The 25,829-nt window shown below is 71.7% G+C and carries 26 protein-coding genes and 1 pseudogene; 6 read left to right on the plus strand and 21 right to left on the minus strand.

Translation table 11 applies throughout. The features are described from left to right. Positions 1–182 precede the first annotated feature (182 nt). The 3 genes from RIU97_RS12100 to RIU97_RS12110 all read right to left on the minus strand — a co-directional run bounded on the left by RIU97_RS12100 (position 183) and on the right by RIU97_RS12110 (position 5,265). Positions 183–4,187 (minus strand): AAA family ATPase, encoded by a 4,005-nt coding sequence (locus RIU97_RS12100; RefSeq protein WP_404956075.1) that lies wholly within the window; start codon positions 4,185–4,187, stop codon positions 183–185. Between the two features lie 229 nt (positions 4,188–4,416). Continuing rightward, positions 4,417–4,635, minus strand: coding sequence for a hypothetical protein (locus RIU97_RS12105; protein ID WP_030708500.1), 219 nt, complete (start codon positions 4,633–4,635; stop codon positions 4,417–4,419). A 348-nt stretch (positions 4,636–4,983) separates the two neighbouring features. Next, complete coding sequence (locus RIU97_RS12110) at positions 4,984–5,265, minus strand: acylphosphatase (RefSeq protein ID WP_030708499.1); 282 nt, start codon at positions 5,263–5,265, stop codon at positions 4,984–4,986. A gap of 137 nt (positions 5,266–5,402) precedes the next feature. Between RIU97_RS12110 and RIU97_RS12115 the strand changes: the two genes are divergently transcribed. Then, a complete protein-coding gene (locus RIU97_RS12115) occupies positions 5,403–6,332 on the plus strand; it encodes a CAP domain-containing protein (RefSeq protein ID WP_404956078.1) in 930 nt (309 codons plus the stop codon). 30 nt (positions 6,333–6,362) lie between these two features. Here RIU97_RS12115 and RIU97_RS12120 read toward each other — a convergent pair whose 3' ends face one another. Next, entirely contained in the window at positions 6,363–6,974 is a 612-nt protein-coding gene (locus tag RIU97_RS12120) for a flavodoxin family protein (protein ID WP_404956080.1), read from the minus strand. A gap of 140 nt (positions 6,975–7,114) precedes the next feature. Here RIU97_RS12120 and RIU97_RS12125 point away from each other — a divergent pair, with 140 nt between their 5' ends. Further along, the gene (locus tag RIU97_RS12125) at positions 7,115–7,519 is read left to right on the plus strand and encodes a winged helix-turn-helix transcriptional regulator (protein ID WP_404956082.1); all 405 of its coding nucleotides are present in this window, start codon (positions 7,115–7,117) and stop codon (positions 7,517–7,519) included. Here the strand turns inward: RIU97_RS12125 and mutM are convergent. The 9 genes from mutM to RIU97_RS12170 form a co-directional block, all read right to left on the minus strand. After that, entirely contained in the window at positions 7,492–8,376 is an 885-nt protein-coding gene (gene mutM, locus RIU97_RS12130) for a bifunctional DNA-formamidopyrimidine glycosylase/DNA-(apurinic or apyrimidinic site) lyase (RefSeq protein WP_404956084.1), read from the minus strand. The genes RIU97_RS12125 and mutM overlap by 28 nt on opposite strands. Before the next feature lie 115 nt (positions 8,377–8,491). After that, positions 8,492–9,337 (minus strand): ribonuclease III, encoded by an 846-nt coding sequence (gene rnc, locus RIU97_RS12135; RefSeq protein WP_327416644.1) that lies wholly within the window; start codon positions 9,335–9,337, stop codon positions 8,492–8,494. Between the two features lie 19 nt (positions 9,338–9,356). Beyond that, entirely contained in the window at positions 9,357–9,530 is a 174-nt protein-coding gene (gene rpmF / locus RIU97_RS12140) for a 50S ribosomal protein L32 (protein WP_003965982.1), read from the minus strand. Between the two features lie 2 nt (positions 9,531–9,532). After that, the gene (locus RIU97_RS12145; RefSeq protein WP_393850813.1) at positions 9,533–10,183 is read right to left on the minus strand and encodes a YceD family protein; all 651 of its coding nucleotides are present in this window, start codon (positions 10,181–10,183) and stop codon (positions 9,533–9,535) included. A gap of 129 nt (positions 10,184–10,312) precedes the next feature. Next, entirely contained in the window at positions 10,313–11,332 is a 1,020-nt protein-coding gene (locus RIU97_RS12150) for a DivIVA domain-containing protein (RefSeq protein ID WP_404956087.1), read from the minus strand. A 103-nt stretch (positions 11,333–11,435) separates the two neighbouring features. Further along, positions 11,436–11,915, minus strand: a complete 480-nt coding sequence (gene coaD / locus RIU97_RS12155) for a pantetheine-phosphate adenylyltransferase (RefSeq protein WP_404962820.1) — start codon at positions 11,913–11,915, stop codon at positions 11,436–11,438. A gap of 14 nt (positions 11,916–11,929) precedes the next feature. After that, a complete protein-coding gene (rsmD, locus tag RIU97_RS12160; protein WP_404956089.1) occupies positions 11,930–12,508 on the minus strand; it encodes a 16S rRNA (guanine(966)-N(2))-methyltransferase RsmD in 579 nt (192 codons plus the stop codon). A 75-nt stretch (positions 12,509–12,583) separates the two neighbouring features. Beyond that, the gene (gene recG, locus RIU97_RS12165) at positions 12,584–14,779 is read right to left on the minus strand and encodes an ATP-dependent DNA helicase RecG (RefSeq protein ID WP_404956091.1); all 2,196 of its coding nucleotides are present in this window, start codon (positions 14,777–14,779) and stop codon (positions 12,584–12,586) included. Positions 14,780–14,805: 26 nt separating this feature from the next. Further along, positions 14,806–16,506 (minus strand): DAK2 domain-containing protein, encoded by a 1,701-nt coding sequence (locus tag RIU97_RS12170; RefSeq protein WP_404956093.1) that lies wholly within the window; start codon positions 16,504–16,506, stop codon positions 14,806–14,808. A gap of 240 nt (positions 16,507–16,746) precedes the next feature. On the opposite strand from RIU97_RS12170, the gene rpmB reads away from it, so the two are divergent. Then, entirely contained in the window at positions 16,747–16,932 is a 186-nt protein-coding gene (gene rpmB / locus RIU97_RS12175) for a 50S ribosomal protein L28 (RefSeq protein ID WP_007266795.1), read from the plus strand. A gap of 88 nt (positions 16,933–17,020) precedes the next feature. On the opposite strand, the gene thiD is transcribed toward rpmB, so the two are convergent. Next, complete coding sequence (gene thiD / locus RIU97_RS12180; RefSeq protein WP_404956096.1) at positions 17,021–17,821, minus strand: bifunctional hydroxymethylpyrimidine kinase/phosphomethylpyrimidine kinase; 801 nt, start codon at positions 17,819–17,821, stop codon at positions 17,021–17,023. Further along, complete coding sequence (locus tag RIU97_RS12185) at positions 17,818–18,801, minus strand: thiamine-phosphate kinase (protein ID WP_404956098.1); 984 nt, start codon at positions 18,799–18,801, stop codon at positions 17,818–17,820. The genes thiD and RIU97_RS12185 overlap by 4 nt, the downstream gene beginning before the upstream one ends. Before the next feature lie 245 nt (positions 18,802–19,046). On the opposite strand from RIU97_RS12185, the gene RIU97_RS12190 reads away from it, so the two are divergent. Together RIU97_RS12190 and RIU97_RS12195 are read left to right on the plus strand one after the other, a co-directional pair. Further along, positions 19,047–19,280, plus strand: coding sequence for an Lrp/AsnC family transcriptional regulator (locus tag RIU97_RS12190; protein ID WP_030011290.1), 234 nt, complete (start codon positions 19,047–19,049; stop codon positions 19,278–19,280). A 24-nt stretch (positions 19,281–19,304) separates the two neighbouring features. Further along, positions 19,305–19,796, plus strand: coding sequence for a DUF3515 domain-containing protein (locus RIU97_RS12195; RefSeq protein WP_404956101.1), 492 nt, complete (start codon positions 19,305–19,307; stop codon positions 19,794–19,796). A gap of 95 nt (positions 19,797–19,891) precedes the next feature. Here the strand turns inward: RIU97_RS12195 and RIU97_RS12200 are convergent, their stop codons facing one another. Genes RIU97_RS12200 through RIU97_RS12210 form a run of 3 tightly spaced genes read right to left on the minus strand, consistent with a single transcriptional unit; the run spans position 19,892 to position 22,848 of the window. Further along, on the minus strand, positions 19,892–21,049 hold the full coding sequence (locus RIU97_RS12200) for a D-alanine--D-alanine ligase family protein (protein WP_404956103.1): 1,158 nt from the start codon (positions 21,047–21,049) through the stop codon (positions 19,892–19,894). A 39-nt stretch (positions 21,050–21,088) separates the two neighbouring features. Continuing rightward, positions 21,089–22,099, minus strand: coding sequence for an NAD(P)H-dependent glycerol-3-phosphate dehydrogenase (locus tag RIU97_RS12205; protein WP_401258513.1), 1,011 nt, complete (start codon positions 22,097–22,099; stop codon positions 21,089–21,091). Then, positions 22,096–22,848, minus strand: coding sequence for a lysophospholipid acyltransferase family protein (locus RIU97_RS12210; RefSeq protein WP_404956105.1), 753 nt, complete (start codon positions 22,846–22,848; stop codon positions 22,096–22,098). The genes RIU97_RS12205 and RIU97_RS12210 overlap by 4 nt, the downstream gene beginning before the upstream one ends. A gap of 292 nt (positions 22,849–23,140) precedes the next feature. Between RIU97_RS12210 and cofC the strand changes: the two are divergent. Next, positions 23,141–23,746, plus strand: a pseudogene (gene cofC / locus RIU97_RS12215) (2-phospho-L-lactate guanylyltransferase); the annotation flags it as partial. A gap of 296 nt (positions 23,747–24,042) precedes the next feature. Here cofC and RIU97_RS12220 read toward each other — a convergent pair. The 3 genes from RIU97_RS12220 to leuD form a co-directional block, all read right to left on the minus strand. Beyond that, positions 24,043–24,723 (minus strand): HU family DNA-binding protein, encoded by a 681-nt coding sequence (locus RIU97_RS12220; protein WP_404956107.1) that lies wholly within the window; start codon positions 24,721–24,723, stop codon positions 24,043–24,045. Positions 24,724–24,867: 144 nt separating this feature from the next. Next, positions 24,868–25,095, minus strand: coding sequence for a hypothetical protein (locus tag RIU97_RS12225; protein WP_030009267.1), 228 nt, complete (start codon positions 25,093–25,095; stop codon positions 24,868–24,870). Between the two features lie 137 nt (positions 25,096–25,232). Beyond that, complete coding sequence (leuD, locus tag RIU97_RS12230; protein WP_404956110.1) at positions 25,233–25,826, minus strand: 3-isopropylmalate dehydratase small subunit; 594 nt, start codon at positions 25,824–25,826, stop codon at positions 25,233–25,235. Positions 25,827–25,829: the final 3 nt, after the last annotated feature.

Below are 25,829 nucleotides of genomic sequence, written 5' to 3' on the forward strand. Positions count from 1 at the left end.
TGTGGGGGTGTTCGTCTGTACGCGTGTTCCTCCAGTGGCGCACAGCAAACTGCTCACCACCACCTGAACGTCGGACACGGCAAGCAGAGCTTATGGCTTCACTTTCTGAAGTCAAGAGCCGATGAAGAACCATCAAGCTGGAGTGAAGAGAGCCACAGCGTTCACTTTCTGAAGTGAACTGGTCAGCGCAGACGCTGACTGATGACCTTGGAGACCCCGTCGCCCTGCATCGAGACGCCGTAGAGCGCGTCCGCGACCTCCATCGTCCGCTTCTGGTGCGTGATCACGATCAGCTGCGAGCTCTCCTGGAGCTCCTCCATGATCCGGATCAGCCGCTGCAGGTTGGTGTCGTCGAGCGCGGCCTCGACCTCGTCCATCACGTAGAACGGGCTGGGGCGCGCCTTGAAGATGGACACCAGCAGGGCCACGGCGGTCAGTGAGCGCTCGCCGCCGGAGAGCAGCGACAGCCGCTTGACCTTCTTGCCCGGCGGGCGGGCCTCGACGTCGACGCCGGTGGTCAGCATGTTGTCGGGGTCGGTCAGGATCAGCCGGCCTTCGCCGCCGGGGAACAGCCGCGAGAACACCCCCTCGAACTCCCGGGCCGTGTCCCGGTAGGCCTCGGTGAAGACCTGTTCGACGCGCTCGTCGACCTCCTTCACCACTTGAAGGAGATCGGCTCGCGTCTTGCGCAGGTCCTCCAGCTGCTCGCTGAGGAACTGGTGGCGCTCCTCCAGCGCCGCGAACTCCTCCAGCGCGAGCGGATTGACCTTGCCGAGCTGCTGGTAGGCGCGTTCGGCCGCCTTGAGCCGCTTCTCCTGCTGCGCGCGGACGAAGGGGCCGGGCCGGTTGCGCGGGTGCTCGGGATCCTCGGGGAGTTCCTCCCCCTCGGCGGGCGGCGACGGCGGCACCGGCTGGTCGGGGCCGTACTCGGCGACGAGCCCGGCGGACTCCATGCCGAACTCCTCCAGCGCCCTGGCCTCCACCGCCTCGATGCGCAGCCGCTGCTCGGCGCCGAGCACCTCGCCGCGGTGGACGGAGTCGGTGAGCTTGTCGAGCTCCCCCTTCAGTGCGCGCCCGCGGTTGCGCGCCTCGCCGAGCTCCTGCTCGCGCAGGCCCTTGGCCCGTTCGGCCGCGAGGCGCTCCTCGTCGGCCCGCAGCAGCGAGACCTCCACGTGCGCGAGCAGCTGCCGGGAGCCGTCGGCCACCGCGCGGGCCACCTCCGCCTCGTGGCGCAGCCGTGCCCGGCGCCGGTCGGCGCGGGCCCGGGCGTCGCGTTCCGCCCGGGCCGCGCGGTCGAGGGAATCGGCGCGTCCGGCCAGCCCCTTGACCCGCTCCTCATGGGTGCGCAGCTGCAGCCGCGCCTCCATCTCGGTCTGCCGCGCGTTGGCCCCGTCGGCCGCGAGCCGGTCCCGCCGGGAGCTGTCGGGCTCCTCCTCCACCGGCAGTTCCTCGGCCGTCGCGAGCCGTTCCGCGCACTCCTCCACGTCGGCCAGCGCCTGCTCCAGCGCGTCCTGGGCCTTGGCCGCGGCCGCGGCGCTGCGCTCGGCTTCGCCGGCGGCCCCCTTCGCCTGCCCGGCGAGCCGCCCGAGCTGCTGCGCGACCCCGGCGCGGGCCTGCTCCACGGCACGGCGGCGCTCGGCGAGCTCCTCGACCAGGGCGGCCGCGTCCTGCCGCCGGGACTGGGCGGCCGCCTGGGCCTCGCCGAGCTCGGCGCACCGCACGCCCAGCTCGGTCAGCTCCGCCGCCGCCTCGTCCACGGCGGCCTGCACCTCGATCAGGCTGGGCGCCCCGGCGGAGCCGCCGTGCGCGAGGTGCGTCCCGAGCACGTCCCCGTCGAGGGTCACGGCCACCGCGTCGGGCCGGGCCGCGACGAGCGCCTCGGCCTCGTCGAGCGTGCCGACGACGACGTGGTCGCGCAGCACCCAGGCGGCCGCCCGCCACGCCTCGTCGTCCCCGCCGACCAACCGGGCCGCGGGAACGGCCTCGCCCGCGGGCCCGTCGCCGGGGCTCCGCCCCGCACCCCGCGCCTCAATCGCCGACGCGGCTGAAAGCTCCAGCCTCGCCGGCGTTTGAGGCGCGGGTCCGGGCAGCGCCCGGTCTCGGGAAGGGGCGGGGTGGGGGAAGACTCCCCCGTCCGAAGCCGACCCGGGCAGCTGGGCACCCGGCTCCGCGGCGGCAGCCGATGCCGGGCCCGGAGCCCCGGGCAGCCCCGCAGCATCAGTGACCTGGCCCGGAACGGCCGGAAGACCCGCAGGGTCGATGCCCCGGCCCGCGACGGCGGACGGGCCCTCAGGGGCGAAAGCCTCTTCCAGGACGGCGGGCGGATCCGCAGGATCGGAGAGCCGGCCCGGACCTACCGGCAGACCCGCAGGGTCGCAGGGCCGGCCGGCGGGGACGGACGCCTGGCCCGGAACGGCCGGCCGACCCGCGGGTGGGGCCGCCGGCGGGTGGGGCTGGTCCGGGACGGTGGGTGGGGTTGGGGTGATCAGGAGGGTGGCGCGGCCTGCGTCTGTGTCGCGGAGGTGGCGGAGGGCGGCGGCCGCCGCGTTCGGGGAGGACACCGCCAGGGCGTCGGCCGCCGAGCCCAGCGCAGCGGCCACGGCGGCTTCGTAGCCCGGGGTCACCGTCAGCCGCTCCGCCGCCGGCCCGAGCAGGCCGGCCAGCTTCTCCCGCGCCGCGAGCAGCGCCCCCGTACCGTCCTTGCGGCGCAGCCCGAGCGCGAGCGCGTCCCGCCGCGCCGACACCGCCGCCCGCGAGCGCTCCGCCCCGGACAGCGCGTCGCGCGCGGCGGACAGTGCCGCCTCGGCCGCCGCCAGCTCGGCGCGCGCGTCCTCGTGGTCCGCGTCCGCCGACGGCTCGTCCAGCCCGCCGACCTCCTCCGCCAGCGCCTCGTACTCCGCCTGCGCGGCGGCGGCCCGCGACTGCGCCGCGTCCCGCGCCGCGACGAGCCGGTCGATCTCGGCCTGCGCCGCCCCCGCGCGGGAGCGGGCCGCGCCGAGCCGCCCCGTCAGCCGGGCCAGCCCCTCGCGCCGGTCGGCGATCGCCCGCGCCGCGTCCCGCAGCCGCCGCTCCTCCTCGGCCAGCGCGCGCTCCAGCTCGGCCCGGTGCTCGGCAGTGTCCTCCAGCGCCCGCGAGGCCGCCTCCAGAGCCGCCGTCAGTTCCGCCTCCTGCTCGCGGATCCGCGCCGCCTCCCGCTCCATGTCCTCGGGGTCGCGGCCCCGCCGTTCGTCCTCCACCGGGGCCGTCGCGCTCTTCACCCGCGCGTCCGCCAGGGACGCGGTGCCCCGTACCCGTTCGGCGAGCTGCGAGAGCTCGTACCAGGTCTGCTGCGCCCGCTGCAGCCGCGGCGCGAGCTCCCGTACGGCCTCCTCCAGCTCGGCCTCGCGCCGCAGCGCCAGCGCCAGCTGGGCCTCGGCCGCTTCCTTGCGCTCCTTGAGTGCCGCCTCGTCCGCGATCTCCGCGTCGAGCGCCCGCCGCAGCGTGACCAGGTCGTCGGCGAGCAGCCGCAGCCGCGCGTCGCGCAGGTCCGCCTGGATCACGGCCGCCCGCCGGGCGACCGCGGCCTGCCGTCCCAGGGGTTTGAGCTGGCGGCGCAGCTCGTCGTTGAGGTCCTGCACGCGCGCGAGGTTGGCCTGCATCGCGTCGAGCTTCCGCAGCGCCTTCTCCTTGCGCTTGCGGTGCTTCAGTACGCCCGCCGCCTCCTCGATGAAGGCGCGGCGGCCCATGGGGTCGGCGTGCAGGACGGAGTCCAGCTGGCCCTGGCCGACGATGACGTGCATCTCGCGGCCGATGCCGGAGTCGGACAGCAGCTCCTGGATGTCCAGCAGCCGGCAGGTGTCACCGTTGATCTGGTACTCGCTGCTGCCGCCGCGGAACATGATCCGGGTGATGGTGACTTCGGCGTAGTCGATGGGGAGCGCGCCGTCGGAGTTGTCGATCGTCAGCGACACCTCGGCGCGTCCGAGCGGCGGCCGTCCGGTGGTCCCGGCGAAGATGACGTCTTCCATCTTCCCGCCGCGCAGGGACTTGGCCCCTTGTTCGCCCATGACCCAGGACAGCGCGTCCACCACATTGGACTTGCCCGAGCCATTCGGACCCACGACACAGGTGATGCCGGGTTCGAAGCGCAGGGTGGTGGCGGAGGCGAAGGATTTGAAGCCACGCAGGGTCAGGGACTTGAGGTGCACGCCGCCGGACTCTACCTTTCACGTTCGGTTTCACCCATGAAGGTGCAGGGCACCACTGACGCTAAAGGCATCACGCCCCCCACCTGGCCCTCTGGGACCATGGCGCGGAGGGCCACGGAGGGCAGAGGGAGCGGAGGGGGCGGTCCAAGAAAGATCAAAGAAAGAAGGGACGCCGAAGCGTCCCTTGCAGATCAAACGGGGCTGGAGTCGAGCGACGAATGAGCGCGGATCAGGTGAGCGCAGGCTCCGCCTGGGGTACGTCGATGTCGATGCGGTCCAGCAGCGAGTCTCCGTCGTGCTGAGCGGCGGCCGCGTTCAGCGCGTCATTTTCAGACTGAATCCGTACGAGCTCGGACTCGAGGTCCTGGACGCGCTGCTGAAGCCGTCGCATCTCGGCGAGGAGTCGCGGATCGGAACCGCCGACGTAACCGAGAAGCGCCTTTGCCATGATGGATGGTCCTCCACACTGAGTGACCGACCGAAGCGGTGTGGGTCGTGAGGGAAACGCACCCGCGGATGTCCGGCAGCAACTGACAGTCACTGCGCTTACTACTGCCAACACTGCCAAACAGCTCAGGTGCGCGGGGCTTCCAGCGTCTCACCAAAAAGTTTGACGGTCAACACGATCACACCCCGTATCGGCGGGAGCCCCGGCCCCGGCAGGGCGCGTGGAGATCATCCTCATCTCCGAGCCTTCCACGGTTCGCTCCGGTCGGCAACGCGTCGGCGACGAATGCGCAGTTCCGACCATGTGCGGACGATCAGAGGTGTGATGAGTACATGATCAGTCGATCGGTCATCGCATCCCGAATCCGTCGTAGCCACCGCGCGGTGTGCCCCAGATCTCTGTCACCCCGTCCACCCGGCCGGGCGTGTCGGCGGAGCGCAGCCAGTCCAGCAGCCGGTGGCAATTCTCACGTTGACCTTCGGCGACCACCTGTACTCGCCCGTCGTCGAGGTTGAGCGCGAAGCCGACTACGCCGCCGATCTCCAGGGCGTTCTCCCTGGTGAACCAGCGGAAGCCGACTCCCTGCACACGGCCGCGCACCCAGGCGGTCAGACGGACGTCTTCATTCATGCGTGAACGCTAACCGGGCGATGACTTTCCGGACACATCGCCCCCAGGCCCCATGGCGTACAGTCGCGCAGCAACGAACTCACCCATTTGGGTGTGTAAGGGATGATCTTGATCCGGCAAGGAAGGGCACGACAGCGATGGGACGTCACCGACTCCCCGCCGCGCCGCACAGCGGCGGCAAGCGCGGCACCGTCCTGCGCACCGGTCTGCTCGGCGTCTCGGTGGCCGTGGCCCTCGGCACGGCGGCCGTCACCACCGGCATGGTGCCGGTCGGCAGCTCGTTCCCCTATGTGGGCGTCAGCGGTACGGGTTCCGCCGGCACGCCGGAGGCCAGGGGCAAGGCCTCGCCCACCCCGGACCCCGCGCTGGAACAGCAGGGCGGCCTCGCCAGCCTGTCGGGCCGCGCCGCCACGGGCGCCGGCTCCGCCTCCCCCTCGAAGAGCCCCTCCACCTCGCCGTCCCCGTCGGCCTCGCCCTCCCCCTCGGCTCCGCCGAGCCCCTCCGTGTCAGCGTCGCCGAGCGCCCCGCCGAGCGCCGCACCCTCGCCCTCGGCCACGCCCGCTCCCGCCCGCAAGGCACCCGAGAAGAAGCCGGTTCCGGTGCCCTCGAAGCCGGCTCCGGCGCCGTCGAAGCCGGCCGCGGCTCCCTCGACGCCGGCCGCCCCCACGGCCCGGCCGGACCTGGACGGCCACTCCGCCGAGGAGGACGCCGTGGTCGCCCTGGTGAACCAGGAGCGCGCGATGGCCGGGTGCGGTCCCGTCCGGGCCAATCCGCCGCTCGCGGCGCTGGCCGGAGCCTTCAGCAAGGACATGGCCGCCCGGGGCTTCTTCAGCCACGACGACCCCGACGGCAACAGCCCGTGGGACCGCGCCGCCAAGGCCGGCCTCACCAGCCTCGGCGGCGAGAACATCGCGCGCGGCCAGGGCGACGCCGAGGCCGTGATGAAGGCCTGGATGAACAGCCCGGGCCACAAGGCGAACATCCTCAACTGCGAGTTCCGCACCCTGGGCGTCGGCGCCCACTTCGCCGCCGGCGGCCCCTGGTGGACCCAGGACTTCGGCTTCTGACGCAGACGGCGACCGTCGGCCGCTCGGGGCTCAGGCTCCGGCCGCGGCCAGGGCCGCGCGGCCCGCGATGACGATGCGGGTCTGCTCGGCGACGCGGCGGCCCAGGTGCTCGGCGGTCGCGATGTCGGCCTTGTGGACGGCGTCCGCACCCTCGTCGGAGTTACTCTGGGCGGCGGCGCCGGCGAAGACGCCGAGGCGGTTGAGGTCGTTCTCGGAGGCGGTGCTGCTGTTCCAGCCCGGCTTCAGACCCAGGTTGACCCAGCTCATGCCGTGCTGGGCCGCGAGGATCTGAAAGAACTGCAGGGTGTGCAGCTTGTCGCCGCTCTTGGACGCGGAGTTCGTGAAGCCGGCGGCCACCTTGTTCTGCCAGACGTCGCCGAACCAGCGCTTCGAGGTGGCCTCCGCGAAGACGTGGAAGGCGCCGGAGGCGGTGCCCATGTAGGTCGGGGAGCCGAAGACGATCGCGTCGGACGCGTCGAGCAGCTCCCACTGCGCGTCGTCGATCTCGTCGACCTTGATCAGGTGGACGGTCGCCCCGGCGTCGGCGGCGCCACTGCGGACCGCCTCGGCGACCACGGCGGTGTGGCCGTAGCCGGAGTGGTAGGCGATCGAGACGACGGGGGTGTGCGCGATACCGGACAAGGTGGTTCTCTCCCTCGGAAGACTCCCTCCGCCGCACGGGCGTGGTGCGGGGGAGCAGGACTGTGTCGACACCAAGAGAAGCACTAACTTTTGGAAAGCGCAACCCTCGAGTTAGCGCTGCAGGGGAGTACGCTCTTCCTATGGAGACCCCTGTCCGCACCGAAGCCGCCGACACCGAGCAACCGTTCGACGTGTTCGCGCGCGCCTGCCCGTCCCGCGAGACCCTGGAACACGTCACCGGCCGCTGGGGCAGCCTCACCGTGGGCGCCCTGCGCGAAGGCCCGTGCCGTTTCAACGAACTGCGCCGCCGGGTGGAGGGCGTGAGCGAGAAGATGCTCTCCCAGACCCTGCACGCGCTGGAGCGCGACGGCATAGTCCACCGCGAGGCCCAGCCGACGAATCCGCCGCGCGTCGACTACGAGCTGACCCCGCTCGGCATCGAGGTCGCGGACCGGCTGCTCTCGCTCATCCACTGCCTGGAGGGCAACATGCCGGCGGTGCTCACCGCCCGGACGTCCTACGACGCCACGCGCGGCGGCCGCTGACAGCGCGGGCAGAAGTAGCTCGACCTGTTCATCCAGGGGCGCCGGCGCATCGGCGTACCGCAGCGGCGGCAGGGCTCGTCCTCGCGCCCGTAGGCGTCGAGCGAGCGGTCGAAGTACCCCGACTCGCCGTTCACGTTCACGTACAGGCTGTCGAAGCTGGTGCCGCCGACGGCGAGCGCCGCGTTCATGACGTCCCGGACATGGCCGAGGAGTTCCGCGCTCCGGGGGCGCGTGAGGTTCGCGGTGGGGCGCTCGTAGTGCAGCCTGGCGCGCCACAGCGCCTCGTCGGCGTAGATGTTGCCGACCCCGCTGACCAGGGACTGGTCCAGCAGCGCCCGCTTGACGGTGGTCCGCTTGGCGCGCAGTGCGAGGTGGTACGCCCCCTCGTCGAAGAGGGGGTCGAGCGGGTCCCGGGCGATGTGCGCGATGACGTCCGGCAGACCGTCGGCCGTGTTGTCGTGCAGCGAGAGCCCACCGAAGGTCCGCTGGTCCACGAAGCGCAGCTCGGTCCCGGCGGCGCCCGCGGCGGAGCCGCTGTCGGAATCAGTGAACCGCACCCGGATCCGCAGGTGCTTCTCGTCGGGGGCGTCCTGCGGCTGGACGAGCAGCTGCCCGCTCATCCCCAGGTGCCCGAGCACGGACAGGTCCCGTCCCTCCAGCGGCAGCCACAGGTACTTCCCGCGCCGCTGCGGCACTCCGACGGTCTCGCCGCGCAGCCGCGCCGCGAAGTCGGCCCCGCCGCCCGGATGGCGCCGTACCGCCCGCGGGTGCAGGACCTCGACGGCCTCGACGGTCCGCCCGGCCACCCAGCGCTCCAGCCCCCGCCGCACGACTTCGACTTCGGGCAGCTCGGGCACGGGATACCTCCGGGGATGCGGATCTGGGCGCTCCCGGCGAGCGTACCGGCCCCCCGGAAACGGAATCGCCCGCCCCTGCGAGGCAGGGGCGGGCGGGCAAATCCGAAAGGAAGGGTCAGGCGTCCGGCGCCGGTTCGGCGGGAGTCGGCACCCCGCCGTCCTCGGACCCGGCCGAAGCCGGGACCTCGGCCGGAGCGGCGGCGGCCACGGCGGCAGCCGCGATCCGCTCGTCCGCCGCGGTGCGGATTCCGCGCCATGCGGACTCCGCAGCCTGCTGTTCCGCTTCCTTCTTGCTGCGGCCGGTGCCGGTGCCGTACGAGACACCACCGACGCGGGCGGCAGCAGTGAAGGTCTTCTCGTGGTCCGGACCGGTCTCGGTGACCAGATATTCCGGTACGCCAAGACCTTCGGCCGCCGTGAGCTCCTGGAGACTGGTCTTCCAGTCCAGGCCGGCCCCGAGGTTCGAGGACTTCTCGATGAGCGGGTCGAAGAGCCGGTGGACCAGCTCCGAGGCCGCGTCGAGGCCCTGATCGAGGTAGACCGCGCCGATCACCGCTTCAAGGGTGTCGGCGAGGATGGAGGCCTTGTCCCGGCCGCCCGTGCCCTCTTCGCCCCGGCCGAGCCGGATGAAGGAGCCGAGTTCGAGGCCGCGCCCGACCTCCGCCAGTGCGCGCGAGTTGACCACCGCGGCCCGAAGCTTGGCCAGCTGGCCTTCGGGGAGATCGGGGTGGGTCGTGTACAGCGTGTCCGTGACCACCAGGCCCAGCACGGAGTCCCCGAGGAACTCCAGCCGTTCGTTGGTGGGCAGACCGCCGTTCTCGTACGCGTACGAGCGGTGGGTCAGTGCACGCACCAGAAGGGCGGACTCGAGTTGATACCCGAGCCGCCCTTCCAGAAGCGTGTGGGACGAGGCCGCGTTGTTACTGTCTGCCTGCTTCTCAGCGTTGGACAGCTCAGACATTGCGCCTCTCACCAGCCGCTCAGACCTCGAGGACCTGGCGCTTGTTGTAGGTGCCGCAGCTCGGGCACGCAATGTGCTGGAGCTTCGGCTCCTGGCAACGCTCACACGAAACCAGGGTGGGGACCGCAGCCTTCCACTGCGACCGGCGGTGGCGCGTGTTGCTGCGCGACATCTTCCGCTTCGGAACAGCCACGGCTACTTCTCCTGCTTCTCGGCGGCGCCCTGAACTCCGTCAGAGGCAGTGCCGCTCATGTTGTCCTTCTCGTCGTCCTGATCGGTCACGACGAGTCCCTGCAATGCCGCCCAACGGATGTCGACGGCGTCATGGTGGTGGTCCGGGTCGTCGTTCAGGCTGAGCCCGCAATCGGGGCACAGTCCGAGACAGTCCTCCCGGCACACCGGCTGCATGGGCAGTGCGAGCACCACCACATCCCGCAGCACGGGTTCGAGGTCGAACAAACCGTCCTCGAGGAAGAGCGTGTCCTCGTCGTCCTCGGCGTCGTCGGCCGGTTCCGCCTTGGAGCGGCTCCGGTCGTCGGCGTCAGGGTACGAGAACATCTCCTGGAAGTCCGCCTTGAGCTCGCGCTCGACGGACTCCAGACACCTTACGCACTCCCCCACGGCCGACGCACGGGCGGTGCCTGTGACAAGCACCCCTTCCATGACCGACTCCAGGCGGAGCTTGAGCTTCACCGGGGTGCCCTCCGGCACTCCGATGACGCCGGCGAGACCGAAGTCCGCCGGCGCCGCGATCTCACGGGACAGCCGCTGCATGGCACCAGGACGCCGGCCCAGCTCGTGCGTGTCGAACACGAGGGGGTTGTGGTGGTCGAGGCGGGTATTCAGGGCCGTTCCTGCTTTCACAGATCGCTGAAGATCAAAGATTCCGCCGCTCTAGGGCAGCATGGATCGCGGTGCATACGCGCGACCGAAGAGCCAGGATACCCGGAGCGGCGCCCAGCGCCCAATCCGGTCCTAGCGCCCCTGTTCGTACTGGCGCAGCTGGTCCAGGTTGATCATGCTCGTGTCGAAGAGGCTGGTCTCGTCGAGCGAGGGCTGCTGGGCCTGCGGCTGCTGCTGGTACGCGGCGTAGGGGTCGGGCTGCTGCTGGTAGGCCGCGTACGGGTCCGGCTGCTGCTGGTAGCCGCCGTACGGATCCTGGTAGCCGTACGCGTCCTGCTGCTGCGCGGCGGGCTGCTGGTAGGAGTACGAGTCGTACACGGGCTCCGCCTGCGCCGGGATCGGCGCCTGCGCGTGGAGGGGCTCCGGTTCCGCCAGGCCCGCCAGGAAGTCGGCGTCGCTCGAGGAGCGGGACTGCTGGCCGCCCGCCGCGTCCTGGGCGGCCATGTGCACGCCCAGGTCGTCCGAAGGGACCCGGCCCAGCAGCTTCTGGCGGCCGCGGCCCACGGCCTCCAGGGTCTTGGAGAGCACCGCCTCGAAGGTCGCCAGCTTGGTGTCCACGTACGCGTCCGCCTGCTGCCGCTGCGTCTCGGGATCGTGGCTGCGCTCGGGCGCGTCCATGTCCGGGTAGCCCTGCTCGTCCAGACCCGGGCCGCGGCCCAGCAGCTTCTCCCGGCCCCGGTCCACCGAGCCGATGGTCTTGGTCAGCACGACCTCGAAGTTCGCGAGCTTGCTGTCGACGTAGTCGTCGGCCTCGGCCCGGATCTCCTTCGCCTCCCGGCGGGCCTCCTCCAGGATCCGGTCCGCCTCGGCATGGGAGCGCCGCGCGATCTCGGTGTCGGAGATCAGCGAACCGCGCTGGTTGTGGGCCGCGTCGATGATCCGCTCCGCCTCCCGGCGGGCCTCCTCGACCATCTGCTCCCGGCCGCCGATGAGCTCCTGAGCCTGCGCGAGCGAGCCGGGGAGCGCCTGGCGCACCTCTTCGAGCTGGGCGAGCAGCTCGGCGCGGTTGATCACGCAGGAGGCCGACATGGGCATGGACCGGGCGCCGCCGACGGCCGCGACGATCTCGTCGAGCTTCTTCTGCACGTCCATGGGGGCTCGCACTCTCTCGGCCTCAGGCGGTTCCTGAGACGGACGGGACGACTGTAAGGCCACCGGGCGGGCCCCCGACACTGCCTGACAGACCGTCAGGAACTCAGCGGTTGCGCAGCCGCTCCAGGAGCGCCGCGTGGACGTGCGCCGGCAGCAGGTGGGCGACGTCGCCACCCCAGGTGGCGACCTCCTTGACCAGCGAGGAGGACAGGAAGCTGTAGCTGGGGATGGTCGGGACGAACAGCGTCTCGACGCCCGACAGACCCAAGTTCATCTGGGCCATCTGGAGCTCGTAGTCGAAGTCGCTGACCGCGCGCAGGCCCTTGACGATGGCGGGGATGTCCCGCTGCTTGCAGAAGTCGACGAGCAGGCCGTGGAAGGACTCGACCTGGATGTTTCCGTAGTCGGCCGTCGCCTCGCGGATCAGCTCCATCCGCTCCTCGACGGTGAACAGGCCCTTCTTCGACTCGTTGATCCCCACGGCGACGTAGACGACGTCGTACAGCCTGGAGGCCCGTCCGATGATGTCGAGGTGTCCGTTGTGAATGGGATCGAAGGACCCCGGACAGACGGCGCGGCGCAACTGAACTCCCTCGTTCATGAGTCTTCGCGGGTGAAGCCGGCGCGGCCGTACCACAGGGTGCCCTCGCCGTACTTGCGCGACCGGAGCGGCTCGAAGCCCTCGGGCCACGGGAAGGCACCGCTCCTGGTGCTGCGCTCCACGGTGACGAGCGCATCGCCGGTGATCCAGCCGTTGGACCGGAGTGTGAGGAGGATCTCCCGCAGGTCCGCGCTGTCCACGACGTACGGCGGGTCCAGGAAGACGATGTCGTACGGGTCCCCGGCGGCCTTGGCCGCCACGATCTGTTCGGCCTTGCCGGCGCGGAACTCCGCGCCGGGCAGGCCCAGCGTCCTGATGTTGTCCCGGATCGCCTTGGCGGCCTTGGCGTCGGCCTCGACGAGCAGGGTGTGGGCCGCGCCGCGGGAGAGCGATTCCAGGCCGACGGCGCCGGAGCCGCCGTACAGGTCGAGCACCCGGGCGCCTTCGACGCCGTGCAGCGACTCCCAGGTGGAGAAGAGGCCTTCGCGCATCCGGTCCGAGGTGGGCCGGGTGCCGGTGCCGGGGGGCACGGCCAGCCGTCGCCCGCGGGCACTGCCGGCGATCACGCGGGTCATCTGGGGTCCTTCGGTACGGGCGGTAGGTGGAGTGCCCCGGCGCTGCCGCGGCACTCCAACGATAGGTCGTGCCGCTCAGCCCTTCTCCAGGTACTGCTCGCGCTCGGTGTCGAGCAGGGCGTCCAGCGCGGTCCGCAGGCCCGGCAGGCCCTCCAGGGCGGGGTCCTCGGCGACGACGCGGGTGGCCTCCTCCCGGGCCTGGGCGATGACCTCCTCGTCCTCGATGACGGCGAGCATGCGCAGCGAGGAGCGCACGCCCGACTGGGCCTGGCCCAGTACGTCGCCCTCGCGGCGCTGCTCGAGGTCGATCCGGGAGAGCTCGAAGCCGTCGAGGGTGGCGGCGACGGCGGCCAGCCGGGCCCGGGCGGGGCTGGCCTCGTGCATCTCGCTGACCAGCAGGCACAGGCCGGGGGCGGAGCCGCGGCCGACGCGGCCGCGCAGCTGGTGGAGCTGGGAGACGCCGAACCGGTCCGCGTCCATGATCACCATGACGGTGGAGTTCGGGACGTTCACACCGACCTCGATGACGGTGGTGGCGACGAGCACCTTGACCTCGCCCGCGGCGAAGCGCCGCATGACGTCGTCCTTGTCGGCCGGGTCCATCCGGCCGTGGAGCACCTCCACGGACAGCCCGGCGAGCGGGCCGCGCGTCAGCTGCTCGGCGATCTCCAGCACCGCCAGCGGGGGCCGCTTGTCCCCGTCCTCCTCGGCCGCCTTCTTCTTCTTGGGCTCGTCCTCGCCGTCACCGATGCGCGGGCACACCACGTACGCCTGGTGGCCGTTCTCCACTTCCTCGCGGACCCGTTCCCAGGCCCGGGCGAGGAAGTGCGGCTTGTCCTTGGCGGGCACCACGTGGGTGGCGATCGGCGAGCGCCCGGCGGGCAGCTGGTCGAGGACGGAGGTCTCGAGGTCGCCGAAGACGGTCATGGCGACCGTGCGCGGGATCGGGGTGGCGGTCATCACCAGCAGGTGCGGGGGCTGCTTCCCCTTGGACCTGAGGGCGTCGCGCTGCTCGACGCCGAAGCGGTGCTGTTCGTCCACGACCACCAGCCCGAGGTCGTGGAACTGCACCTTGTCCTCGATCAGCGCGTGCGTGCCGATCACGATCCCGGCCTCGCCGGTGACCAGGTCGAGCAGGGCCTGCCGGCGCGCGGGCATCCCCATCGACCCGGTGAGGAGCACCACCTTGGTCCCCTGGTCGGAGCCGCCGAGCATGCCTCCCTCGGCCAGTTCGCCCATCATCTCGACGATGGACCGGTGGTGCTGCTGCGCGAGCACCTCGGTGGGCGCGAGCATGGCAGCCTGCCCGCCGGAATCCACGACGGCGAGCATCGCCCGCAGGGCCACCATCGTCTTCCCGCTTCCGACCTCGCCCTGGAGGAGGCGGTGCATGGGGTGGCTGGTGGCCAGGTCGTCGAAGATCTCCTTCGAGACGGCCACCTGGCCGTCGGTGAGGGTGAAGGGGAGCTTCGCGTCGAAGGAGTCGAGGAGGCCGCCGGGGGCCGGGCGGCGGGGGACGGCCGGGAGCTGGGAGTCGGCGTGGCGGCGGCGGGCCAGGGCGACCTGGAGGACGAAGGCCTCGTCCCACTTGAGGCGCTGGCGGGCGTCGTCGATGTCGGCCTTGGTGGCCGGCCGGTGGATCTTCAGCAGGGCCTCGGTGAGCGGGACCAGACCGCGGCCCTCGCGCAGGGCGGGCGGCAGCGGGTCCACGGCCTCCCGGGCGCTGGGCAGCACCGCGTCCACGCACTTGGCGATCTTCCAGGACTCCAGCTTCGCGCAGGCCGGGTAGATCGGGATGAGCTGGTTGGCGAAGGCGGTGGCGGCGTCCCGGTCGGAGGCGTCCGCGCCGAGCGGCTCGTACGCGGGGTGGGCGAGCTGGAGCTTGTGGTTGAACTTGGAGACCTTGCCGGCGAACATCGCGCGGCTGCCGGGCAGCAGCTCCTTGTGCGGCTTGTGGACGCCGGCTCCGAAGAAGACCAGCTGGAGCCGGCCGCTGCCGTCGGTGATGGTCACCTCCAGGCGCTTGCCCCGGCCCCCGTTGAAGGTCAGGATCCGGGCGTCGGCGACCTGCGCGACGACGGTCACGTGCTCGTCGATCTGGTCGGCGAGCTCGGCCAGCGAGGTCAGCTCACCGCGCTCGGCGTACCGCCGCGGGTAGTGGTGGAGCAGGTCCAGGGCCGTGTGCAGGCCGAGCTGCTCGGCCAGCACCTTGGCGGTGGCGGGTCCGAGCGTCTTCTTGAGGTCTTCGTCGAGCGCGGGCACGTGTTCCATTGCACACCATGGCGCTGACAAGCCCGCTATTCCACCCCGATGAGGAGCGGCGCCGAGTACCGGCCGCCCCGGTAGGTCACGGTGTCCACGGCCAGGTGGCCGTGCTGGACGTACGCCTCCAGGCGCTCGGCGACCGCGTCCGGCACCTCGGGTCCGAGGACCAGGGTGACGAGTTCGCCGCCGGAGCCGAGCATCCGTTCCAGGACCGCCTCGGCGGTCTCGGCCAAGCCCGAGCCGATCACGGCGACGTCCCCGTCGATGAGGCCGAGCACGTCGCCGGCCTGGCAGATGCCGGCGGAGGTGAAGGACTGCCGTTCGGCGACGGCCAGTTCCCCGTACCGGGTGGCGCCGGCCGCCGCCGTCATGGCGACCACGTCCTCGTCGAAGCTGCCGTCCGGGTCGTGCACGGCGAGGGCGGCCAGCCCCTGGACCGCGGAGCGGGTGGGGATCACGGCCACCCGTACGCCTTCGGCGCGGGCCTGTTCGGCCGCCGCGGCCGCTGCGGCGCGCAGCTCGGCGCCGCCCGGCAGCAGGACCACCTCGCGGGCGTGGGCGCGGCGGATGGCGTCGAGCAGTTCGGGGGCGGCGGGGACCTCTCCGGAGCGCACGAGCACGGCGGTGGCTCCCGCCTCCCCGCACAGCCCGGCCAGTCCCTCGCCGGGGACCACGGCGACCACGGCCCGCTGGGCGCGCTCGCCCCGGGCCCGGCGCCGCTCGTCCCCGAAGTGCGTGATCCGTATCCGGTACGGCCGCCCGGCGACGACCCCGGCCTCCACGGCCGCGCCGGGGTCGTCGACGTGCACGTGGACGTTCCACAGCCCGTCGCCGCCGACCACGACCAGGGAGTCGCCGAGCCCGTCCAGCCGTTCGCGCAGCTCCCCGACCGCCGCCTCGGAGGCCTCCAGCAGATAGATCACCTCGTACGCGGGCCCGTCCTCCTCCTGCTCGCAGGGGTCAGAGGTCTGTGGCACGGGCACCGCGCGGCCTCGCACGGGTTCGGCGGCCGGTTCCTGGCCGGACAGCGCCTGCCACAGGGCTCCGAGTACGGCGACCAGCCCGCAGCCCCCGGCGTCGACCACTCCGGCCCGGCCGAGTGCGGCGAGCTGCCCGGGGGTCTCGGCCAGGGCGGCGCGGGCCCCGTCGTAGGCGGCGCGGGCCACGTCCGCGGCGGTCCCGGCGGCGGCTCCGGCGGCCTCGCCGGCCCGCGCCGCGGCGCCGGCGACGGTGAGCATGGTGCCCTCCACCGGGTGCGAGACGGCCGCGTACGCCTCCTCCGCGGCCCGGGTGAGCGCCTGCGCCAGCAGCACACCGGCGCCGCGCTCCTCGGTCCCGCCCGCCTTGGTCCCGCCCGCTCCGGTCCCGGTGGCCCCCCCGGGTTCGCCGCCGAGTACGTCGGCCACTCCGCGCAGCAGCTGCGCCAGGATCGTCCCGGAGTTCCCCCGGGCCCCGACGAGCGCGCCGTGCGCCCAGGCCCGTACGGCGTGGGCCAGGGAGGCCGGCGCTGTGCCCTCGGTCACCTCCGCGAAGGCGTCGTCCAGCGCGCGGTCGGCCGATTCGGCGGTGAGGTAGAGGTTGGTGCCGGTGTCCGCGTCGGCGACCGGATAGACGTTGATCGCGTCGATGTCCTCGCGGGCCCGGCCCAGTGCGGCCAGGGCCAGCGAGCTCCAGGTGCGCACCGCTTCGGCGTCGAGCTCGTCAGGGGACTGCGGCTGCGGCTCGTGCGGCACCGGGCGTTCCTCCTCGTGCGGGCCAGGGTTCACCGCAGGGTAGCCAAGGTCGGCCCGGGCGTCCGGACCGCGGGGCGGGGGCAGCGGCGGCCATGGTAGTTTTCTTGGACGGACGCAGTCGTTGTATGCTGCTCCGGTTGCCCGATGAGAGTCGGGCCATTCCCCCGGCAAACCACTTCAGACCTCTGAATCCGGTGCGCCGGTTTCACTGTAATTGCATCTGAAGTCTTGGAGTGACCTGTGGCTGCCAACTGCGACGTTTGCGCCAAGGGGCCGAGCTTCGGCAACAACATCTCCCACTCGCACCGCCGCACCTCGCGTCGCTGGAACCCGAACATCCAGCGCGTCCGTGCCGTGGTCAATGGGACGCCGAAGCGCCTCAACGCCTGCACCTCGTGCATCAAGGCCGGCAAGGTCTCGCGCTGACGCCTCCCGTCGTAGCGCAGCCCTTTCCGGTTGCCAAAAAGGCCGGTTCACCTCTGGTGAACCGGCCTTTTGCCTTGTCCGGCGGGGCTCAGCGCCACTGCCAGGCGTGATCCACCGGGCCGATGCCCCCGCCGAGCGGGAAGCCGGCGGCGATGGCGCCCGTGACGTACCCCTTGGCGGCCGTGACGGCCTCCGGGACGGCCAGGCCCCTGGCCAGGCCCGCCGCGATCGCGCTGGCGAGGGTGCAGCCCGTGCCGTGGGTGTGCCGGTTGTCGTGGCGGGGGGCGCGCAGCCACCGCTCCTCCGTCCCGTCGCTGAGCAGGTCCACCGCCTCGTCGCCGTGCGCCGCGAGGTGTCCGCCCTTGATCAGCGCCCACCGCGGCCCGTGGCCGAGGATCGCGTCGGCGGCCCGCCGCATGTCGTCCTCGGTCTCCACCACCACGCCCGTGAGCTGCGCCACCTCGTCCAGGTTGGGCGTGGCCACGGTGGCCCGCGGCAGCAGCTCCTTGCGTACGGCGTCCAGCGCGGAGGCGGCGAGCAGCCGGTCCCCGTGCTTGGAGACGCCCACCGGGTCCACGACGGCCGGGGCGGGGGTGCCGGCGAGCAGCGCCGCCACCGTCTCCACCAGCACGGCGGAGGAGAGCATCCCGGTCTTCACGGCCTGGACGCCGATGTCGTCGACCACGGCCCGGTACTGGGCCGTGACGGCCTCGGCGGGCAGCTCCCAGGCCCCCCGCACCCCGAGGGAGTTCTGCGCGGTCACGGCGGTCACGACGCTCATGCCGTGCACGCCGAGGGCGAGCATCGTCTTGAGGTCGGCCTGGATGCCCGCGCCGCCGCCGGAGTCGGATCCGGCGACGGTCAGGCACCGCGGCGGGGCGGTGCTCACAGCGCGCCGTCCTGGGCGGCCGGGTCGGCCCCGAAGTGGTCCCAGCCGCCGGTGCTGGTCCAGGGCGCCCCGTCCACGGTCACCTGGGGCAGTGCGGAGCGGTTCAGCACCTCGCCGATGACCTTCCAGCGGGCGGGGAGCTTCACGTCGGGCGGGAAGGTCGCCACGATCGCGTGGTCCTCTCCCCCGGTGAGCACCCACTGCAGCGGGTCCACGCCGACGGCCTGCCCGATGTCGTGCATCTGGGTCGGAATGTCGACGGCCCCCGAGCGCAGGTCGATCCGCACCTTGCTGGCCTCGGCGATGTGCCCGAGGTCGGCGATCAGGCCGTCGCTGACGTCGGTCATGGCGGTGGCGCCGAGTCCGGCGGCCGCGGGGCCCGCGTGGTACGGCGGCTCGGGGCGCCGGTGCGCCTCCACGAACGCCCGGGGGGAACGGAAGCCGCGCGAGAGCACGGCGAAGCCGGCGGCGGACCAGCCCAGCCAGCCGGTGACGGCGACGACGTCGCCGGGCTGGGCTCCGGAGCGCAGCACGGGCTCGTGGTTGCGCAGGTCGCCGAGGGCGGTGATGGCGACGGTGATGACGTCGCCACGGACCACGTCCCCGCCGACCACGGCCGCGCCGGCCACCTGGCACTCGTCGCGGATGCCGTCCATCAGCTCGGTGGGCCAGGTGACCGGGAGTTCGGCGGGCACGACGAGGCCGAGCAGCAGTGCGGTCGGCACCGCGCCCATGGCGGCGATGTCGGCGAGGTTCTGCGCGGCGGCCTTGCGGCCGACGTCGTAGGCCGTGGACCAGTCGCGCCGGAAGTGCCGGCCTTCGAGCAGGATGTCGGTGCTCGCCACGACCCTCCGGTCGGGGGCCGACACCACCGCGGCGTCGTCACCCGGTCCGAGCCGGACCGCCGGGGTGGTGGTGAGCCGTGAGGTGAGCTCCCTGATCAGCCCGAACTCCCCCAGCTCGCCCACAGTGCCCTTCATCGCTGTGCCCCTTCTTGCCCAGTCCGCTTGCGGTCGCGAGCCGTCACAGCTCTGGGTACCGTCAACAGATACGTCAACTTCTGCTCTCCGTACGCCCCGCTGTGCGTGGCGCCGGGCCCGCAGGTCTCCCCGCGGCGCACGGCGACGCGGTACCGTGGCGTCCCTTCTTCCCCCGGCCCCGTCGTTCGTGTGGGGCCCACCCGAAGGTTAGGGGAAATGATCCTCGTGGCCGCCCTGGAGGTTCCGTGGTACAGGCGTACATCCTTATCCAGACCGAGGTGGGCAAGGCGTCGTTCGTCGCCGAGTCCATCGGCCAGATCCCGGGGGTGATCCAGGCCGAGGACGTGACGGGCCCGTACGACGTGATCGTGCGCGCCCAGGCCGACACCGTGGACGACCTCGGCCGCATGGTCGTGGCCAAGGTCCAGCAGGTGGAGGGGATCACCCGCACCTTGACCTGCCCGGTGGTCCATCTGTAGCCCCCGTCTACTCTTGAGCCGGTGATGACCTCTCACCGCCGGCCCCTCCGTGTCCTGGCCCTGCCCGCCGCGCTGGCCCTGCTGGGCCTCGCGGCGTGCTCACCGGGCGGTTCCCAGGCCCGGGTGGATCCGCCGCCCACGCCGCCCGCCGCCATCGGTGAGCTCTGTGCAGCACTGCACGAGGAGCTTCCGGAGACGGTGGCCGGCCTGGAGCGGACCCGGGTCGAACCGGAGTCCGCTCTGACGGCCGCGTGGGGCGGCTCGGCGATCGTACTGCGGTGCGGTGTCCCCAAGCCCCCCGAGATGCTGGACGAGAAGCAGGAGGGCGTCCACGTCAACGACGTCGCCTGGCTGCTGGACAAGCGATCCGACGGGGGGTTCCGTTTCGTCTCCGGGATGAGGAAGGCGTACACGGAGGTCCTGGTCGACAAGGAGCATGCCACGGACGCGGGGATGCTGGTCGGGCTGTCCGCGGCGATCGCCAAGACGGTGCCCGTGGGCTTCTCCTCGTACTGATCGCTCCCCCGCCCCCGGCGGGAGGACCGCTCCGACTCACAGCGACCGCCCGCCGGGCATCCCGGCGGGCGGTCGCTGCTCTGTCGCGGTCCGGTCTAGCGCAGTCCGGTGGAGCGGCTCAGGGCGGCCTGGATCAGGCGGTCGACCAGCTCCGGGTACGCGACGCCCGTCTTCTGCCACATCAGCGGGTACATGGAGATCGGCGTGAAGCCCGGCATCGTGTTGATCTCGTTGATGACGAAGGTGCCGTCCTCGGTGAGGAAGAAGTCGGCGCGCACCAGGCCCTCGCAGGACGCGGCCTCGAAGGCCTCGATCGCGAGCCGCTGCACCTCGGCGGTCTGCTCCGGGGTGAGCGGGGCGGGCACGATCCCGGAGGCGGAGTCGATGTACTTCGCCTCGAAGTCGTAGAAGTCGTGGCTGGAGACCGGCGGGATCTCGGCGGGCACGCTGGCGCGCGGCCCGTCCTCGAACTCCAGGACCCCGCACTCGATCTCGCGGCCGCGCAGCAGCGCCTCCACGATGATCTTCGGGTCGTGGCGCCGGGCCTCCTTGACCGCGGCGTCCAGGCCGGAGACGTCGTCGACCTTGGTGATGCCGATGGAGGAGCCGGCCCGGGCGGGCTTGACGAACAGCGGCCAGCCGTGCTCGGCGGCGAAGTCGAGGATCTTCGTCCTGGCGGCCTCCCGGTCGCCTTCCCACTCGCGCGGGCGGATGGTCACGTACGGGCCGACGCTCAGCCCGAAGGAGGTGAACACCCGCTTCATGTAGTCCTTGTCCTGGCCGACGGCCGAGGCGAGGACGCCCGAACCGACGTACGGGATGCCGGACAGCTCCAGGAGGCCCTGGAGGGTGCCGTCCTCGCCGTACGGGCCGTGCAGGACGGGGAAGACGACGTCGACCTCGCCGAGGGCCTTCGGGACGGCGCCCGGCTCGGTGTAGACGACCTGGCGGCTCGCGGGGTCGACCGAGAGCACGACGGCGCCGTCCTCGGAGTCGGCGAGCTCCTCGACGCTCGGGAGCCGGCGGTCGGCGATGGCCATCCGCTCGGGCTCGTCGGCGGTCAGCGCCCATCGGCCGTCCGTGGTGATGCCGATGGGCAGCACCTCGTACTTGGACCGGTCGATGGAGCGCAGCACGGCGCCCGCCGTGACGACCGAGATGGCGTGTTCCGAGCTGCGGCCGCCGAACACGACGGCCACGCGGGGCTTGCGGCCCTGCTGCTCAGGGGTCTGGGGGAGGTTCTCGCTGCTCATATCGCCACGAGAGTACCCGCTCATGCGTCCGGAATGGAGTCAGCGACGTTCCGGTTTGGCGCTGCGGCCCATCAGTTCCTTCAGCGCGACCAGGGTCGGCTTGCCGTGGTGGACGATGTCCACCACGGTGTCGGTGATGGGCATGTCGACCCCGTGCCGTCGGGCCAGATCGGCCACCGACTGGCAGGACTTGACGCCCTCCGCGGTCTGCTTGGTGACCGCGATGGTCTCCTCCAGGGTCATCCCGCGGCCGAGGTTGGTGCCGAAGGTGTGGTTCCGGGAGAGCGGCGAGGAGCAGGTGGCGACCAGGTCGCCGAGGCCCGCGAGGCCGGAGAAGGTGAGCGGGTCGGCGCCCATCGCGACGCCCAGCCGGGTGGCTTCGGCGAGTCCGCGGGTGATGAGCGAGCCCTTGGTGTTGTCGCCCAGGCCCATGCCGTCCGCGATGCCGACGGCGAGGCCGATGACGTTCTTGACGGCGCCGCCGAGCTCGCAGCCGGTGACGTCGGTGCTCGTGTACGGGCGGAAGTACGCGGTGTGGCAGGCGGCCTGGAGGCGCTGCGCCACGGTCTCGTCCACGCAGGCGACGACGGAGGCGGCGGGCTGGCGGGCGGCGATCTCGGCGGCCAGGTTGGGGCCGGTGACCACGGCGATGCGCTCGGCGGGGACCTTGGCCACCTCCTCGATGACCTCGCTCATCCGCTTGGCGGTGCCGAGTTCGATGCCCTTCATGAGGGAGACGAGCACCGTGTCGGGGGCCAGCAGCGGGGCCCACGCGGCGAGGTTGTCGCGCAGGGTCTGGGAGGGGATGGCGAGGACGGTGAAGTCGGCGCCGGCCGCGGCCTCGGCCGGGTCGGTGGTGGCCCGGAGGTTCGCGGGGAGTTCGACGTCGGGGAAGTAGTCCGGGTTGGTCCGGCCGGTGTTGATGGCGTCGACCACCTCCTGGCGGCGGCCCCAGAGGGTCACCTCGCATCCGGCGTCGGCCAGCACGATGGCGAAGGCCGTGCCCCAGGAGCCTGTTCCGAAGACGGTCGCCTTCACGGGACGTGTCACTTCTTGCCCTCCCCTGCGGCCTTGTGCCGCTGTTCCGCCCTGGCGTTGCGATGGTCGTACGGCTGCTCGGGCGCGGTCTCTCCCCGCACCTCCTCCAGCAGCCCGGTGATGGCGGCCATGATGACCTCGGTGGCCTGCTTGAGCACGTCCGGAGTGGGATCCCGGTCGTAGAAGGCGGAGAGGTCCACCGGCGGTCCGGCGAGCACCTGGAGGGTCTTGCGGGGGAAGAGCCGGACCTTGTTCTCCTTGGCGTACGGCGGCATCGCGAGGTTCGCACCCCACTGGGCCACCGGGATGACGGGCGCCTTGGTGATCAGGGCGACGCGGGCGGCGCCGGTCTTGCCGGCCATGGGCCACATGTCGGGGTCCCGGGTGAGGGTGCCTTCCGGGTAAAAGGCCACGCATTCGCCGCGCTCGATCGCGTCCACCGCGGCCCGGAATGCGTCCAGGGCGTTGGTGCTCTCCCGGTAGACGGGGATCTGGCCGGAGCCGCGCAGGATCGACCCGACAATAGGGACCTTGAAGAGGGCGGCCTTCGCGAGCAATCGGGGTACGCGGCCGGTGTTGTACTGGAAGTGCGCGTAGGAGAGCGGGTCCAGATACGAGTTGTGATTGACGGCGGTGATAAATCCGCCCTCGGCCGGAATGTGCTCGATTCCCCGCCAGTCCCGCTTGAAGAGCACTACCAGCGGCGGTTTTGCGATGACCGCCGCCAGGCGGTACCAGAAGCCGATTCTGCGGCGGGACACTCGGACACCTTTCCTCTGGACCGGTGGGCGGGGGTGCCTCCCAGCGGTGGCTGGGGGTGCCTCCCAGCGGTGGCTGGGGGAGCTTGGGCACCTCGTCGGCCGGACAAGTGTCGCCCCGGGCCCGGTCTCTGTCGAGAACACCGTACGCCCCGCTCACGCCACCGGGCTCCCGGGTCGCCCGGGCGGAGGTGACAATGAGCCGACACATGACCCGGCCATGACCCGACCATGGTCCGGGGAGGGGCCGGAGCGCACCGGAGGGAAGGGGTCCGTCACGAACGCCGTCTGGAGTCTGGTGGTCCCGCTGAAGCCTCTGGCGGTGGCCAAGAGCCGTCTCGCGGCGGCCGTGGGCGCCTCCCGTCCGGGGCTCGCGCTGGCCTTCGCCCAGGACACCGTCGCGGGGGCCCTGGCCTGCGCGGCGGTCGCGGATGTGGTGGTCGTCACGGACGACGCGGCGGCCGGTGCGGAACTGTCCCGGCTGGGCGCGCGGATCGTGCCGGACGCCCCGGCGGCCGGACTCAACGCGGCGCTGGCCCACGGGGCGCGGGCGGTGCGGGGGGGGCGGCCCGGTGCCGCGGTGGCCGCGATGAACGCCGACCTGCCGGCGCTGCGGCCGCCCGAATTGCTACGCGTGCTCGAAAAAGCCTCGGCATTTCCACGGGCATTTCTGGCGGATGCGGCCGGAATCGGGACGACCTTGCTTTCCGCTGCGCCGGACGTGGAATTGGCCCCCTCCTTCGGCGGGCCGTCACGGGCCAGGCATTCGGCCTCGGGGGCGGTGGAAATCGCCCTGGCGGGCGTGGACAGCGTGCGCCGGGACGTGGACACCGCGGCGGATCTGCGGACCGCGCTCGCCCTCGGTGTGGGGCGTCACACGGCCCGATACAGTGCCGGTATGCAGGCCACCGCGTACACGTACGACTCCCAGACCCGCAGCGGCAGTGTGCTGCTGGACGACGGCACTCCGGTGCCCTTCGAGGCCCCGGCCTTCGACGCGGGCGGCCTGCGGCTGCTGCGGCCCGGGCAGAGGGTCCGGATCGAGACGGACGGCGAGGGCGCCGGCCTGCGGATCACCCTGGTGACGCTGCAGACCTTCTGACCCTGCCCCTCTGACCCTCTGACCTGCGACTGAACGCACCGCGGGCCGGCTTCCCCAGCAGGGGGAAGCCGGCCCGGCGTGTGTGACCCGTATCCCTACTTCTTGCGGGCCGTGGTCTTCTTCGCGGTGGCCTTGCGCGTCGCCGTCTTCTTGGCGGGCGCCTTCGTCGCGGCGGTGACCTTCTTGGCCGCCGGGGCGGTCTTCTTCGCGGCGGCGGTGGTCTTCTTCGCCGTGGCCGTGGTCTTCTTGGCGGTGGCGGTCGCCTTCTTGGCGGTGGCCGTGGCCTTCTTCGTCGTGGCCGTGCTCTTCACCGCCGCCTTCTTGGCGGTCGCGGTGGTCTTCTTGGCGGCGACCTTCTTCGCGACCGCGGTCTTCGCCGCGGCCTTCTTGGCGGTGGTGGCCTTCTTCGCGGCGGCCTTCTTCACCGTCGCGGAGGCGCCACCGGTGAGGCTGCCCTTGGGCGCCTTCTTCACCGACACCTCGCCGCCCTTGGGCAGCTTCTTGGTGCCGCTGACCAGGTCCTTGAAGCCCTGGCCGGCGCGGAATCGGGGCACGGAGGTCTTCTTGACCCGGACGCGCTCTCCCGTCTGCGGGTTGCGGGCGTAACGGGCCGGACGGTCGACCTTCTCGAACGAGCCGAAGCCCGTGACCGAGACCCGGTCGCCCGCGACGGTAGCGCGGACGATCGCGTCCAGTACCGCGTCGACAGCATCCGCGGCCTGCTGGCGGCCGCCCAGCTTGTCGGCAATCGCTTCTACGAGCTGCGCCTTGTTCACGTCTTCCCCTTCGGAGACTTCGCCAGAACGAATGTGTTCAAGCTTATTTCGCACGTTAGGCGGATATATACCGCAAATCAAACACGAAACGGGCTAATCACCCTAGTGCCGCAACGCTGGAGGCCGTTACGGAGTTCCTTCGCATCAGTCGCCTTCAGGGAATCGACCCTCGTCGAGGTCCTTCATCAACCTGTCCAGGCGCCTTGCCGCATCGGCGAGATCGTGCTTCGCCGCGGCCGTGACGACCAACAGCTTCCGGGACAGCGCCATCCTTACGCCCTCCGGGACTTGCAGTGAGCGCACCCGTGTGTGTGCTTCTTTCAGCCGGTCCGCGACGAGTTCGTAGAGCTCGAGTTGACTGTCGCGTTCCATGCACAGATTGTGCCATCTGGGGCGAGTTGTCGCCTCACGGGGCCTCAACAAACGGCTGTGCCCCCCGCCGGAAGGCGGGGGGCACAGTGTTGCCGATGTGATCACCCGGGGGTGAATAAGCGCTGATCAGGCAGGAATCAGGCCCGAATCGTGCGCGGCTTGAAGGCCGGGCGGGCGCTTTCGTACGAAGCGATGTCCCCTTCGTTCTGAAGGGTGAGCGAGATGTCGTCCAGACCCTCCAGCAGACGCCAGCGGGCGTTGTCGTCGAGTTCGAACTCCGCGACGACGCCTTCCGCTCGCACCTGGCGGTCGACCAGGTCGACCGTGATCTCGGCGGTGGGGTCGGCCTCGGTCAGCTTCCACAGCCGCTCGACGGTCTCCTGCGGGAGCACGACCGTCAGCAGACCGTTCTTCAGCGAGTTCCCGCGGAAGATGTCGGCGAAGCGGGAGGAGATGACCGTCTTGAAGCCGAAGTTCTGCAGGGCCCAGACGGCGTGCTCGCGCGAGGAACCGGTACCGAAGTCGGGGCCGGCGACCAGCACGGTCGCGCCGGCGCGCTCCGGGCGGTTCGTGACGAACTCCGGGTCCTTGCGCCAGGCCTCGAAGAGCCCGTCCTCGAACCCGTCACGGGTGATCTTCTTCAGCCAGTGGGCCGGGATGATCTGGTCGGTGTCGACATTGCTGCGGCGCAGCGGGACGGCCCGGCCGGTGTGGGTGGTGAAGGCTTCCATGGT

It is taken from the genome of Streptomyces sp. 147326, from assembly GCF_045000215.1.
Lineage (GTDB): Bacteria > Actinomycetota > Actinomycetes > Streptomycetales > Streptomycetaceae > Streptomyces.

Coding starts and splice junctions, on each gene's coding strand:
- RIU97_RS12105 (WP_030708500.1), bottom strand. CDS start 4,635: ATGGCAAAGGCGCTTCTCGGTTACGTCGGCGGTTCCGATCCGCGACTC.
- RIU97_RS12110 (WP_030708499.1), bottom strand. CDS start 5,265: ATGAATGAAGACGTCCGTCTGACCGCCTGGGTGCGCGGCCGTGTGCAG.
- RIU97_RS12115 (WP_404956078.1), top strand. CDS start 5,403: ATGGGACGTCACCGACTCCCCGCCGCGCCGCACAGCGGCGGCAAGCGC.
- RIU97_RS12125 (WP_404956082.1), top strand. CDS start 7,115: ATGGAGACCCCTGTCCGCACCGAAGCCGCCGACACCGAGCAACCGTTC.
- rnc (WP_327416644.1), bottom strand. CDS start 9,337: ATGTCTGAGCTGTCCAACGCTGAGAAGCAGGCAGACAGTAACAACGCG.
- RIU97_RS12150 (WP_404956087.1), bottom strand. CDS start 11,332: ATGGACGTGCAGAAGAAGCTCGACGAGATCGTCGCGGCCGTCGGCGGC.
- rsmD (WP_404956089.1), bottom strand. CDS start 12,508: ATGACCCGCGTGATCGCCGGCAGTGCCCGCGGGCGACGGCTGGCCGTG.
- recG (WP_404956091.1), bottom strand. CDS start 14,779: ATGGAACACGTGCCCGCGCTCGACGAAGACCTCAAGAAGACGCTCGGA.
- RIU97_RS12185 (WP_404956098.1), bottom strand. CDS start 18,801: ATGAAGGGCACTGTGGGCGAGCTGGGGGAGTTCGGGCTGATCAGGGAG.
- RIU97_RS12195 (WP_404956101.1), top strand. CDS start 19,305: ATGACCTCTCACCGCCGGCCCCTCCGTGTCCTGGCCCTGCCCGCCGCG.
- RIU97_RS12200 (WP_404956103.1), bottom strand. CDS start 21,049: ATGAGCAGCGAGAACCTCCCCCAGACCCCTGAGCAGCAGGGCCGCAAG.
- RIU97_RS12225 (WP_030009267.1), bottom strand. CDS start 25,095: ATGGAACGCGACAGTCAACTCGAGCTCTACGAACTCGTCGCGGACCGG.
- leuD (WP_404956110.1), bottom strand. CDS start 25,826: ATGGAAGCCTTCACCACCCACACCGGCCGGGCCGTCCCGCTGCGCCGC.